We start from the raw sequence: 12,209 nt of genomic DNA, 5'->3' as shown, positions 1-12,209 counted from the left end.
CGGTCACCGGCTAGTTGGCGGCCTTGGCCGGCTGGTCGCCCTGCGCGGCGGCGGCGGCCGTCGGGGTCGACGCGGGCGCGGCGCCGGCCGGCAGCGGCATGTCGGGCCGCCAGGTCGGCAGCGGCACGTCGGCGTAATTCTGATCGGTCTGGTCGACGAAAGCCTTGGGCGCCGGTCCGGTGGCGCCGCCGAGGCCGACCGCGATCAGCGTCGGGTGGTCGAGCTTCACCTGATAGGGTGATTTCGGCTTCTCCTTGGCTTCCACGGTGGGTGCGGCCTCGGACTGCTCGTCCTTCGGCTTCTTCTTGCAGATCTCGTCATGCAGGTCGTTGGGCGACAGCGTGTCGCCATAGGGCTTGAGCGCCGCAAGCGTCGTCGAGCCCGCCGCCGGTGTGTCAAAACCCTGGTCGAGCAGCTTCGCCGCCGTTTCGGCGCGGCTGATGGCGGATTTCTCGCCGAGCACCACGGCGACCAGCGTGCGGCCATTGCGCGTCGCCGAGCCGATCATGTTGAAGCCCGACGAACAAACGAAACCGGTCTTCATGCCGTCGGCGCCGGGATAGCGGCCGATGAGCAGGTTGTAGTTCGGGATCGCCTTCTTGCCGACGGCGAGCCCCTCGATGGAGAACCACGGCGCATATTGCGGAAAGTCGTTGCGGAGCGCCGTCACCAGCACCGCGAGGTCGCGCGCGGTCGTGTACTGGTCCGGCGAATAGAGACCGTTCGGATTGACGAAATGCGTTCCGACCATGCCGAGCCTGGCGGCCTCGGCATTCATGCGGTCGGCGAAGGCCGCCTGCGACCCGCCGATGTTCTCGCCGACCGCCATGGCGATGTCGTTGGCCGATTTGACCAGCATCATCTTCAGCGCATTGTCGAGCCGCATCACCGAACCCGGCTTGAAGCCCATCTTGCTCGGCGGCTCGCCGGCCGAATGCTTCGTCATCTTGATCGGCGAATCGAGCGCCACCTCGCCGGCGGCGATCGCCCGGAACGTGACATAGGCCGTCATCAGTTTGCTGAGCGAGGCCGGATACCAGCGCTTGAAGGCATCCTGGTGCTCGAGCACCTTGCCGCTCTTCAGGTCGAAGAGCACGACCGGATTGGCGCGCGCCGCGCCGCAAAACATCGGTAGCGCCAGTGCCCCCGCAAGCAATAGGTTGAGGAAATGCCTTTGCCGCATGATCTATTCCGAAATCGCCTCTTGCCGTAATCGCCGCTGGCTCCGTAAGATTTCGTTACGCGATGGCCAGCATGGTGCGGACCGACCCTCGACCCCGGACCGCATTATGCGGTGCTATTTACCCTATGTGACGCCAAAATGGCAAAACGCCAGGCAATCACAATCGCTGAGCACGCGGGCCTGAACCGCCTGCCCCAACAAAGAAATGGACCGATTATGCCAATTCTCAACCGTGCCGCGGAAATGCAGGAAGAAGTCGCCGGCTGGCGACGCCATCTGCACCAGACGCCGGAACTGAACTTCGACGTCTTCCAGACCGCGGCTTTCGTCACCGGCAAGCTGGAGGCCTTCGGCTGCGACGAGGTTGTGACGGGGCTTGGCAAGACCGGCGTCGTCGGCATCATTCACGGCCGCAAGGGCGAAGGTCCGACCATCGGGCTGCGCGCCGACATGGACGCGTTGCCCATCAACGAGATCACCGGCAAGCCCTATGCGTCGACCGTTGTCGGCAAGATGCATGCCTGCGGTCACGACGGCCACACGGCCATGCTGCTCGGCGCCGCCAAATATCTTGCCGAGACGCGCAATTTCGCCGGCTCCGTGGCGGTGATCTTCCAGCCGGCCGAGGAAGGCGGCGGGGGCGGCAACGAAATGGTCAAGGACGGCATGATGGAGCGCTTCGGCATCTCGAAGGTGTTCGGCATGCACAACATGCCCGGCCTGCCCGTCGGCGAGTTCGCCATCAAGCCCGGCCCGATCATGGCCGCGACCGCCGAATTCACCATCACGGTCACGGGGCATGGCGGCCACGCGGCCATGCCGCACGGCACCATCGACCCGATCGTCATTACCAGCCAGCTGGTGGGCGCCCTGCAGACCATCGCCTCGCGCAGCACCGATCCGGTCGAAGCCGTCGTGGTGTCGGTGACCAAATTCCACGCCGGAGATGCCTACAACGTCATTCCGGAGAAAGCCGAGATCGCCGGCACCGTGCGCACGTTGAAGAAAGAAGTGGCCAGGAAGGCGGAAGAGCGTATCCGCGCCATCTGCGCGGGCCTTGCGTCGGCCTTCGGCGCGACGATCGAGGTCGACTACGACGCTAACTATCCGGTCACCTTCAACCATCCGGAGGAAACGGTCTTCGCCAGCGATATCGCCGCCGCCGTCGCCGGCGACGCCCATGTTCACCGCGCCATCCAGCCGGTGATGGGCGGCGAGGACTTTTCCTACATGCTGGAAGCGCGCCCCGGCGCCTTCATCTTCATCGGCAACGGCGACTCGGCCGGCCTCCATCATCCGGCGTACGACTTCAACGACGAGGTCATCCCGCACGGCATGAGCTACTGGGTGAGGCTGGCGGAGACGGCGCTGGCCGCCTGACCGCCTTTTGCAGCGGCGAGCCTTCGTCTCGCCGCCCCGTCTGGCTAGCGTCGCGCAGCAAGGCGCCGCGCGACCGGGCAGCATCACCCCTTGGCGAACCGGCCCGAAGCGGCTATGTGTCTGGCCGCGTGGTCCCGTAGCTCAGTAGGATAGAGCGGCAGATTCCTAATCTGTAGGTCACAGGTTCGATTCCTGTCGGGATCACCATTCTTTCAATGGCTTAGCGGGCCACCGTTACTTTTTCTGAAGGCTGGTACGGCGAAATTCGCGGATCACGCCGCTCGGGCACAATGGCCGCGAATTAAGCCGACATGAAAGCTTAAAGCCGATCGGCAGCAATTCCGAACGCATGCCGGGGCAACAAGCATCTCGCCAAGTCTCCACGCTGACGTACACGCTTTTGTGCAGGAGCGCTTGGGGAAGGCCTCTTTCCAGAGCCCTGAACTCTTTGACCTAGAGCAAATTCCTGCCCGGGTCTCTGGGATATGATTAGCTTCGAGATGGTGTTCGGCACCACGAGGAGAAGGGTTTGATCGTGGATCGGAATGGCATCCGATCAAGGCTGGGCCGTTCGATGAAGCGCTCGTCAGGATTCGGCGGGCCGCGTTGGCTCGCCGTCTGCCTCGCCCTGCTGATGGCGTTCGGCACGGTCCTTTATGGCCATGCCAACGCGGCAGCGGCTCCGCGTGCCCAGTGGGCCGCGGACCACAACCATGGCTCCGCGGCGATACGACATGATGGTCATCAAGCTCCCTGCAAGGACGTTGGCCAGATGCATCATCAAGGAACATGCGGCATCTCGGCTTCAAGCTGCTCCTTCTGCGTTCCGGTCGACGGCCATCTCTTCGTCGCGGTTTCGGGAAGCCACCCCGTCGCGACCGCGCCGTCCTTCGTATCCTCTCCCGGCGACCTGCCGATCCGGCTGCGTCCTCCCAAGCTTGTCGTGACTGCCTGAGCGCACGCGACATCGCGTCAGTGCGCTTCGTCATCGGCCGTTACGGCCCGAAGTCACGAACATGAGAGCTATGCAATGCAACCTATATCCCGTCGCCAGTTCCTGGCGTCCACGGCGGCTGCCGGCGCTGCGAGCGCTGTCCTGCCGCTAATCATTCCTCATGCCGCGCGAGCGGCCGCCCCCAATATCATCCGGGCCGATACCCGCGTCATCGACGTTGCCGGCCGTGCCGCCAAGGTCTTCGGTCTCGTCCGGCCCGACGGCACGCATGGGCTTGTCATGCCGGCGGCCGACGGCTTCCGGGTCCGGCTCGAAAATGCGCTGGACGCGCCAACCTTGATCCATTGGCACGGCCAGACACCGCCATTCGGACAGGACGGCGTGCCCGACCTGCCGCAGCCGTTGCTGCGGCCAGGCCAAAGCTACGACTACGGCTTCCCCATCTCGACACCCGGCACTCATTGGATGCACGCCCACACGCTGCAGGAGCAGCAGTTGCTTGCCGCACCGCTGATCATCACAGACCCCACGGAAGATAGCGCAGACGAGCAGCCTGTCGTGGTGCTGTTCCACGACTTCAGCTTCAAGACTCCCGAGGAGTTACTTGTCCGACTGACCGGATCAGCGCCTGCATCGGGAAACGGTGGCATGGCCGGACATTCGATGTCGGGCATGTCAGGCATGGACATGCAAGGCATGTCTGGCGGACAGGGCATGGCCATGCCGATGGACGTCAACGACATCCAATACGACGCCTACCTGGCGAACGACCATACGCTGGACGATCCGCAAGTGTTCGCAGTCGAGCGGAACGGCACGGTTCGGCTCCGCCTCATCAACGGAGCGACTGCCACGGCATTCTGGATCGACACCGGATCAATCGAAGGCGAAGCAATCGCCGTCGACGGGAATCCTGTCATTCCCGTGCGCGGCTACCGCTTTCCGCTCGCCATGGGCCAGCGCCTCGACATCCGGCTGCGTATTCCGCACGAGGTGGGAGCCTGGCCGATCCTCGCGCTGCGTGAGGGCAGTGTCGAGCGCACTGGTTTCGTGCTGGCGACCAGGGGCGGCGCGGTAAAGCGCATTGCCCCGGCTGGCGACCAGGCGACAACCGGGTTCGACCTCGCATTCGAGTCCGGCCTCGCCGCCGCCAAACCCCTGGCGATGGCGCCTGCGGACCGCAATCAGCCCGTCGAGATCGGCGGCACGATGCAGGGCTACTCCTGGACGCTCAATGGCAGGACATGGGGCAACCATCAACCGATCTCGGTCAAGAAGGGTGAGCGCATCGAGCTCACGCTGCGCAACACCAGCATGATGGGCCATCCCATGCATCTGCACGGCCACCATTTCCAGGTCGTCGCCATCGACGGCCGCCGCCTCGCGGGAGCCGTGCGCGACACTGTCTGGCTGCCGCCGATGCGCGAAGTGACGGTGGCGTTCGACGCCGTCAACCCAGGGACATGGGCGCTCCACTGCCATCACCTCTATCACATGGCGACCGGCATGATGACCGTCGTCGACTACTCCGCGTGACCAATTTCGAGGATAGCACCATGAGAAACAATCGCAGAAACAGTGCAGTCGCCCTGGCGGTCGAAAACCGCTCGGGCGTCAGCCGACGCACGACATTGTCGGCCCTGATGGCAGCCGCTGCCGTCGCCACTGCTATCCACTTCGTCAGGCCGGTGGGAGCAACAGAGCCCACTGCTTCAGGCTTCGTCTACACTGCCGACGAGCAGGGCGGCTCCATCAGCCAGATCGACCTTTCAACCGGGAAGGTCGACTCCATTCCGGTCGCCGTCATGCCGCACAACGTCCAGTTCGTCCCGAGCACCGGCCGGTTGCTTGTGGTAGGGATCCCGCACTCCGCGCACGATCACGGTGGCACCGACCAGAGCACCGAGCACGGCAAAATGGGCGGCATGGGCAAAACGGGCATGGATGCCGGGGGCAAGCTCATCGTCCTCGACACGGCCAACCTCGCCACGGGGCCGATCGCTTCCATTCCTGCTGGCGCACATCCGGCCCATGTCATCGCCGACCCCGATGGCAGACGGGCCTTCGTGACAGATTCCGAACACAATATCGTTTCCGTGATCGATCTCGAGAACGGCGCGGTTATCGCGACGGTCCCGACCGGCGACTATCCGCATGGGTTGAGAATGAGCCCTGACGGAAAGTTCATCTACGTCGCCAATGTCAAGAGTGGCACCGTGTCCGTCATAGACGCAGCCGAGCTCGAGGAAGTTGCGCGGATCAAAGTCGGCCGAGCTCCCGTGCAGGTCGGCTTCACGCCCGACGGCAGCCGCGTCTATGTTTCGCTGCGGGACGAGAACAAGGTGGCGGTGATCGACACGTCCACCCGCAAGGTGATTGGACGGATCGAGGTCGGGCATTCACCCATCCAAGTCCACGCCACACTCGACGGTCGCTTCGTCTACGTTGCCAACCAGGGCACCGAGGTCGCACCTGACAACACAGTCTCGGTGGTCGACGTCGCTAGCGGCAGGGTCGTCAAGACGATCCACACCGGCGCCGGAGCGCATGGCGTTGCCGTCAGCGATGATGGCACCTTCGTCTTCGTGGCCAACATCGTCGACGGCACCGTGTCACTAATCTCGATCAAAGACCAGTCGGTCCTGAAGTCCTATCAAGTCGGCAAGGGACCGAACGGCGTCACCTTCCGGTCCGCCAGCCCGGCCTTGGGCGGTGCAGGCTGAAGCAAGCGCCAATGAAGTTGCAAGACCAACAAGGAGAAGCAGCCTGAGAACCTCTTCCTAAAGACCTGGCGATCGGAGTTCTCGCCAGCGTGCCGCGCCATGTGCGCGTCGCCCGCAAGGTTCTCTTTCGTTCGCGCCACGTTCCACCATGAGCGACCGCTAATGTTTTTGTTCACGGTCATTTGGATGAGGCCAGGGCTCACTCGAAAGGGGTAGGGAACATTCTTCCTCGTCAAGGTATTCTCTAGCGCCAGCCTGCGCTCCTCCCCTTTGCGCAGGCTGGCCAACTATTTACCCCAAAAGCTGCCCCCAGCTTTGCTGGTGGGCTTTTTTGTTGCCAAACTGGCTCGCGCCTGCTTCCACAAGACGCGAGCCAGCCCGACCCGGTGCTGTAGTGTTGGGTGGGTCCACCAGGGCCTCTGCCGCGTGCCAAGAGAGCATACGGCATGGCTGGCATCGCGCTTCGACTGGATACTTTCGTCAATGCGATAATTTAGCTACAGCTAATCCAAACGAGTTAGGGGCCTGTCAACGTTCCGAAGGAACCGTCATCCGACGGTACTGCCTTGAAAAATGCGGGCCGGCGGTGCCGGGCCGGTCCCGCAATCGGCGCATCGGTCTGGAGGGGCCGATACGCGGCAAAGAGACTCCGCCCTCAAGCAACCTTGCGATCGGACCGGCGCGCGAATATCTCCTGGACCTTAGCGGCTATCGCCTTGCCGAGGTCGTGGTTGTTCTGCGCGGTGAAGTGGATGCCGTCGCAGCCGTCGGTGGTGATGAAATCTCCGGCGTTGAGGAAATCGACCTTCATGAAATCGGCCATGGCGCGATACTCGGCCGCGAGCGCCGCGGTCTTCTCATGGCCGCCCGCGAACATGCCCTGGAAGAAGGGATGAGGCATCGGGGTCAGCGGCGGCGGCGCGACCACCAGCGCTTGCGGCGCCGGGTAAGGCGTGCCGACGCCGCCGGTGCTGGTGAGGATCTGGCCGACGAGCTTGGCCATGCCGTTGGCGACCTCGTAAGGCGTGCGGCGGAAGAACGACTTGGTGTCGTTGGTGCCGAGCATGACGATGACGAGATCGAGCGGCAGGTGGCTGGCAATGGCCGAGGGCAGATAGGCACTGCCGTTGAGGCGCGGATCGTTGGGATCGTCGAGGCTGGTGGTGCGGGCGCTCAAGCCTTCCTCGATCACATGGTATCCGTCGCCAAGATGCGAGGCCATCGCACCCGTCCAGCGGTCCTGATAGGCGTAGCGATGCGTCGGCGATCCCTCGATGACCGGGATCCATCCCCAGGTCAGTGAATCTCCAAAGCACAAAATCGATCTCTTGGTCATGTCTCCAATCCATTTTCCCGTATGCGATTGATCATTGGCCGTTCCGGCCTCGTCCCCTCAACAATGCCGTCACGTCGACCTGCTCCTGATCCCGTAGAGGATCGCCGCAAGCAGGATGATGAGGCCCTGCGCGATCAGCTTGCCGGGCTCGTCGACGCCAAAGGTGGTCATCACGACGAACAGCAGCGCAAACGACAGCACGCCGAAGAAGGGACCCCAGACGCCACCTTCCCCGCGACCGAAGACGACGCCGCCAAGGATAGTTGCGGCGACCGCCAGGATCGGCAGGTCGAGACCGACCCTGACGCTGCCGACCGCGATCGACGCCGTCTGGACCAGCGCCGCAACCCCCGCGAACAGGCCGGCGAGCGTGTGCGCAAGCACCACGGTGCGAGCCACCGGGACGCCGGAGTAATGCGCCGCCTGCACGCTCTCGCCGACCGAGGTCACGTAGCGGCCGAAGACCGTGCGTGACAGGAACAGCGATAGCGCGGCCGAAACCGCCACCCAGAAGATCACGGGCGTCGGCACCGGGCCGAGCTTGGTGTTGTAGATGTCGCCGAACATGCCGGGCACATCGCCGGGCGGCTTGCCGCTGGACAGATACTGCACGATCCCGACGAGAACGATGCCGATCGCAAGCGTGACGATGACGGCCGAGACCCGCCTGACCCCGACCATCAGGCCGTTGAAGAACCCGACGGCGAGGCCGATGGCCAACGCCAGGACAATGAAGAAAATCATGGAAGCACCCGGAAAGACGCCGGACGAGATGGTGTAGTTGATGAGCAGGATGACGCCGCCGCCCGACAGGTCGATGCTTCTCACCCGCATCACCAGCAGCTGGCCGAGCACCAATATGCCGAGGGGCACGATCTGGCGCACGAATATGCCGATGACATTGAGGTTGAGCATGTTCGGCCGCGCGATCCACAAGACCAAAAGCAGCACGGCAAAGACGTAGTAGGCCGGCGGGATGCGAAGCAGGCGGCGCATGACGGGGTTGGCGAGAGCGGCAGCCACTTACAACCCCATTTTCTTGCGCGATTGCAGGGCGACCACCAGAAGCAGGATCGCCCCCTTTATGGTGGTCTGGATGAAGGGCGACACATTCGTCAGGTTCATGCCGTTGGCGAGCAGCGCCATGACGAGCGCGCCGATGACCGTGCCGTGCAGGCTGCCGATGCCGCCGGAAAGCTGGGTGCCGCCGATAGCAACCGCCGTGATAGCGTCGAGCTCGAAGAGCAGCCCGACATTCGGGTCGCCCGAGACGATGCGCCCGGCCAGGAAGACGCCGGCAAGGGCCGCGAAACATGCGCAGATTACATAGGCGAGGATGATGTTGCGCCTGTCGGCAATGCCGAAATTATGCGCCGCATCCTCCACGCCGGACGACACGCCGCCGCCGATCGCGAAAAGGTGCAGCCCGAAGCGCGAGCCGTAGACGAGCTTCCAGGCAACCGCGAGGGCGAAGATCCCCCAGAATACCGGCATCGGCACTCCGAGGAACGAGCCGGCGACGGCGCTGATGACGATATCCGGCACCGTGCCGCCGGACACTGGCCGCAGCACCCGCGTGATGCCGAGCAAAATATACTGCATCGACAGGGTCGCGATGATCGGATGCACGTTGAAGCGCGTGATGATGAAGCCGTTGGTGAAGCCGACCAGCGCGGCCAGCACGAACACGGCCGGGATCAGCAGCCAGGCGGGTCCGCCAAGCGCAAGCACCGCCGTCGTGAAGCTGATCATCGAGCCGACCGAAAGATCGAGCCCGCCGAGCAGGATGACGAACATCTGGCCGACCGCGGTAATGACGAGCGGCATCGCCTGCGGCACCAGATTGAGCAGGTTCTCCCCATTGAGGAACTGCGCGGTCTCGAGGCCCAGCCAGAGCGCGATCGCCAGCGCGATCAGCAAGGGCAGCATCCACATGCCCTGGCGCGATCCCCTTGCGCCCGTCAGGCGTTTGCTGATGGCTGTCATCGGCGCTCCCCTCGTTCACTATTGGCCTCCCCGTTGGCGCTGAGCGCCGCGTCGAGGATGTTGTGCTCCGTGGCGTCGGTCGCAGGCATTTCCCTCACGATCGTGTCGTTGTGGACGACGCAGATGCGGTCGCAGAGCCCGATCAGCTCGACCGTCTCGCGCGACAGCACCAGCACCGCGCCGCCCTTCTGCGCAAAGTCGCGCAGCAGCCGGTAGATCTCGGATTTTGCGCCGATGGCGACGCCGCGCGTCGGCTCCTCGACGAGCAGGATGTCGATGTCGGCGGCGAGGTAGCGGCCGAGCAGAACCTTCTGCTGGTTGCCGCCGGACAGCGTGCCGACGGCTGCGGCCGGGCCGCTCGCCTTCACCGCAAGGCTCGACATCGTGTCGGCGATCAGACGCTGATAGCCGGCGGCGAGCGCCAATTCCGACCGTTTCGAATGGAGCGCGGAGACGATGTTGTGCGCGACGGAGAGGCCGAGGAACAGCCCGTCCTCCTTTCGGTCCTCCGGCACGAAGCCGACGCCCATCGTCTGCAGCCGGCGCACCCCGCCGCCAGGCGGCACCGGCAACGGCAACGACTTGCCCTTGATCGTCACACGGCCGGCGAAAGGATGGTATTGGCCGACCAGCGAGCGCAGCAGGCGCTGCTGGCCCTGCCCCTCCAGGCCGGCCAGCGCGACGATCTCGCTGCGGCTGAGCGACAGCGAGAACGGCCTGGAACGCTCGGTGATACGAAAATCCTCGACCGAGAGCACAACGGGTCCGGGGGCATTGCCGCGTTGCGGGAAGAGGTCGGCGAGCTCGCGGCCGACCATCATCGCGATCAGCGAAGCCGGAGTCATCTCGGCGATCGGCCTGGTGCCGACGAGTTCGCCGTCCTTGAGGACGGTGATGGTATCGCAAATGGCGAAGATCTCGTCCATGCGGTGCGAAATGTAGACCACCGCCTTGCCCTCATCCCTCAGCCTGCGGATGTGGTGGTTCAAAACTTCGACGTCGGCCGCATTCAGCGCCGCCGTCGGCTCGTCGAGGATGAACACGCTGGCATCTGTCATGATGCCGTGCGCGATTTCGACGAATTGCCGTTCGGCGATGCTGAGCCTCGAGACCAGCGTGCCCGGATCGAGCGCGAGGCCGAGCTCGGCAAGCGCCCTGCCCGCCTCGCGCCGCATGCGCCGGCGGTCGACACCGCCGAAGGCAGTGGTCGGCTCACGGCCGAGAAACATGTTCTCGGCGATCGTCAGGTTGGGCAGCAGCGACAGTTCCTGGAACACGGTCGAGATGCCGGCTTCCAGCGCGTCCTTCGGCTTGTGGAAGACGACCTGGCGCCCGTCGCGAACGATGGCGCCGCTGTCCGGCTGATGGACGCCGGCGAGGATTTTCATCAGCGTCGACTTGCCGGCGCCGTTCTCGCCCATAAGCGCGTGCACGGAGCCGGATTGGAGCGTCATCGAGACACCCTTCAGCGCCGCCGTACCGGCGAACGCCTTGCGGATATCGAACATTTCGACGAGGGTTTTCACGAAGCAAGCACCGCTGCATTCAGGAGATTTCCGTGGCGTGGGCGGCATCGCCGCCGTCCACGCCACGATGGCGCCACCCTTTACTTCTTGGCGTAGAACTCCTTGAGCTTGTCTTCCGGCAGCTCCGAGGGCCACCAGACATTGGCCGAGAGATCGTCGCGATAGTATTTCTTGACCTTCTCGAGATCCCAGCCGGGCGGGTTGTAGTCGTAGTGCTTCTTCAACTCCTTGCCTTCGAGCAGGGCAACGGCGGCGCGGATGCCGGCGGCGCCCTGGGCCGGGCTGTATTCCGCCGAGATCGACTTGAAGCCGTCAGCGATCCATTGGCCGAAGAAGCCGTTGTTGCCCTCGCCGGTGATCGGCGGGATCTTGGCGCCGAACTGCTTGAAGACGTCGACGCAGGCGCGCGTCATGTCGGCGCCGGAGGACCAGATGCCGTCCACCTCGGGGTTGTTCAGGTAGAGTGTCTCGCAAAGCTTCTTGGCCTTGTCGTACTGCCAGTCGCCATGCTCCTCGGCGACGATCTTGACGTCAGTTCCCTTCAGCGCCTGCAGCAGGCCGTTGTAGCGGTTGGTGTCCTCCGGATGGCCGGCGAGCCCGCGCAGCACCCAGATGTTGCCCTTGCCGCCGAGGTCCTTGACCAGGAAATCGCCCATCACCTTGCCGAAATGCTCGGCGCCGCCCTGGATCTCGGTCGTGAAGGCGTCGGATTCGATACGGCCGGTGTGCACGATGACAGGAATGCCCGCCGCGACGGCCTTGGCGATGCTGGCGTCCGCCGAAGTGGACGTGACCGGCTGGACGATGATGGCGTCGACCTTCTGCGCGATCAGGTCCTCGATGTCGGCGACCTGCTTCTTCTGGTCGAAGCCGGCATCGAGCAGGATGAACTTGGCGATACGCTTGTCCTTGGCGGCGGCAGCCTCGGCTTCATGCGCGACCTGCACCGTCCAGGTGTTCGCGTTGACGCCGAAATGGCTCATGCCGATGACCCAGGGCGCATCCTTCTTGAACCTGCCGGCCTCGACCGTCGGATTGTCGCCCGCGCGGGCCGTCACGCCATCCAGCAGCGATACCTCGTCGGCGAACGAGGGAGCGCACAACATCGTTGTCGCGATCA

Annotated in this window: 11 protein-coding genes and 1 tRNA gene; 5 read left to right on the top strand and 7 right to left on the bottom strand. The window is 64.1% G+C overall.

The features are described from left to right. Positions 1 to 10 precede the first annotated feature (10 nt). Complete coding sequence (locus tag P9236_RS05560; RefSeq protein ID WP_278073612.1) at positions 11 to 1,183, bottom strand: D-alanyl-D-alanine carboxypeptidase family protein; 1,173 nt, start codon at positions 1,181 to 1,183, stop codon at positions 11 to 13. 216 nt (positions 1,184 to 1,399) lie between these two features. On the opposite strand from P9236_RS05560, the gene P9236_RS05555 reads away from it, so the two are divergent. From P9236_RS05555 to P9236_RS05545, 3 genes are all read left to right on the top strand, one after another. Then, positions 1,400 to 2,563, top strand: a complete 1,164-nt coding sequence (locus P9236_RS05555) for a M20 aminoacylase family protein (protein ID WP_278073611.1) — start codon at positions 1,400 to 1,402, stop codon at positions 2,561 to 2,563. Between the two features lie 130 nt (positions 2,564 to 2,693). After that, positions 2,694 to 2,770: transfer RNA gene (locus tag P9236_RS05550), tRNA-Arg, on the top strand. 322 nt (positions 2,771 to 3,092) lie between these two features. Next, positions 3,093 to 3,518, top strand: a complete 426-nt coding sequence (locus P9236_RS05545; protein ID WP_278073610.1) for a hypothetical protein — start codon at positions 3,093 to 3,095, stop codon at positions 3,516 to 3,518. Between the two features lie 147 nt (positions 3,519 to 3,665). Here the strand turns inward: P9236_RS05545 and P9236_RS05540 are convergent, their stop codons facing one another. Next, on the bottom strand, positions 3,666 to 3,788 hold the full coding sequence (locus tag P9236_RS05540; RefSeq protein WP_278073609.1) for a hypothetical protein: 123 nt from the start codon (positions 3,786 to 3,788) through the stop codon (positions 3,666 to 3,668). A 9-nt stretch (positions 3,789 to 3,797) separates the two neighbouring features. Here P9236_RS05540 and P9236_RS05535 point away from each other — a divergent pair, with 9 nt between their 5' ends. Further along, positions 3,798 to 5,054, top strand: coding sequence for a multicopper oxidase family protein (locus tag P9236_RS05535; protein WP_278073608.1), 1,257 nt, complete (start codon positions 3,798 to 3,800; stop codon positions 5,052 to 5,054). Next, positions 5,051 to 6,241: a cytochrome D1 domain-containing protein gene (locus P9236_RS05530; RefSeq protein WP_278073607.1), complete on the top strand. Its 1,191-nt coding sequence runs from the start codon at positions 5,051 to 5,053 to the stop codon at positions 6,239 to 6,241. The genes P9236_RS05535 and P9236_RS05530 overlap by 4 nt, the downstream gene beginning before the upstream one ends. A 655-nt stretch (positions 6,242 to 6,896) precedes the next feature. Here the strand turns inward: P9236_RS05530 and P9236_RS05525 are convergent. The 5 genes from P9236_RS05525 to P9236_RS05505 all read right to left on the bottom strand — a co-directional run bounded on the left by P9236_RS05525 (position 6,897) and on the right by P9236_RS05505 (position 12,195). Continuing rightward, positions 6,897 to 7,577, bottom strand: a complete 681-nt coding sequence (locus P9236_RS05525; protein WP_278073606.1) for an SGNH/GDSL hydrolase family protein — start codon at positions 7,575 to 7,577, stop codon at positions 6,897 to 6,899. Positions 7,578 to 7,646: 69 nt separating this feature from the next. Beyond that, positions 7,647 to 8,573 carry an ABC transporter permease gene (locus P9236_RS05520; RefSeq protein ID WP_347405173.1) on the bottom strand — a complete coding sequence of 309 codons (927 nt, stop codon included), beginning with the start codon at positions 8,571 to 8,573 and terminating at the stop codon, positions 7,647 to 7,649. A 27-nt stretch (positions 8,574 to 8,600) separates the two neighbouring features. Beyond that, positions 8,601 to 9,563, bottom strand: coding sequence for an ABC transporter permease (locus tag P9236_RS05515; RefSeq protein ID WP_278073604.1), 963 nt, complete (start codon positions 9,561 to 9,563; stop codon positions 8,601 to 8,603). After that, on the bottom strand, positions 9,560 to 11,089 hold the full coding sequence (locus P9236_RS05510; protein ID WP_278073603.1) for a sugar ABC transporter ATP-binding protein: 1,530 nt from the start codon (positions 11,087 to 11,089) through the stop codon (positions 9,560 to 9,562). The genes P9236_RS05515 and P9236_RS05510 overlap by 4 nt, the downstream gene beginning before the upstream one ends. 80 nt (positions 11,090 to 11,169) lie before the next feature. Beyond that, on the bottom strand, positions 11,170 to 12,195 hold the full coding sequence (locus P9236_RS05505) for an ABC transporter substrate-binding protein (protein WP_347405172.1): 1,026 nt from the start codon (positions 12,193 to 12,195) through the stop codon (positions 11,170 to 11,172). Positions 12,196 to 12,209: the final 14 nt, after the last annotated feature.

Source organism: Mesorhizobium sp. WSM4884, from assembly GCF_029625675.1.
In the GTDB taxonomy this organism is placed as follows: domain Bacteria; phylum Pseudomonadota; class Alphaproteobacteria; order Rhizobiales; family Rhizobiaceae; genus Mesorhizobium.
The sequence above is the reverse complement of the archived record's forward strand: the minus strand, read 5'-3'. Positions and strand labels throughout refer to the sequence as shown.

Coding starts and splice junctions, on each gene's coding strand:
- P9236_RS05540 (WP_278073609.1), bottom strand. CDS start 3,788: ATGCGTGCCGTCGGGCCGGACGAGACCGAAGACCTTGGCGGCACGGCC.
- P9236_RS05560 (WP_278073612.1), bottom strand. CDS start 1,183: ATGCGGCAAAGGCATTTCCTCAACCTATTGCTTGCGGGGGCACTGGCG.
- P9236_RS05535 (WP_278073608.1), top strand. CDS start 3,798: ATGCCGGCGGCCGACGGCTTCCGGGTCCGGCTCGAAAATGCGCTGGAC.
- P9236_RS05515 (WP_278073604.1), bottom strand. CDS start 9,563: ATGACAGCCATCAGCAAACGCCTGACGGGCGCAAGGGGATCGCGCCAG.
- P9236_RS05555 (WP_278073611.1), top strand. CDS start 1,400: ATGCCAATTCTCAACCGTGCCGCGGAAATGCAGGAAGAAGTCGCCGGC.
- P9236_RS05520 (WP_347405173.1), bottom strand. CDS start 8,573: ATGCGCCGCCTGCTTCGCATCCCGCCGGCCTACTACGTCTTTGCCGTG.
- P9236_RS05505 (WP_347405172.1), bottom strand. CDS start 12,195: ATGTTGTGCGCTCCCTCGTTCGCCGACGAGGTATCGCTGCTGGATGGC.
- P9236_RS05525 (WP_278073606.1), bottom strand. CDS start 7,577: ATGACCAAGAGATCGATTTTGTGCTTTGGAGATTCACTGACCTGGGGA.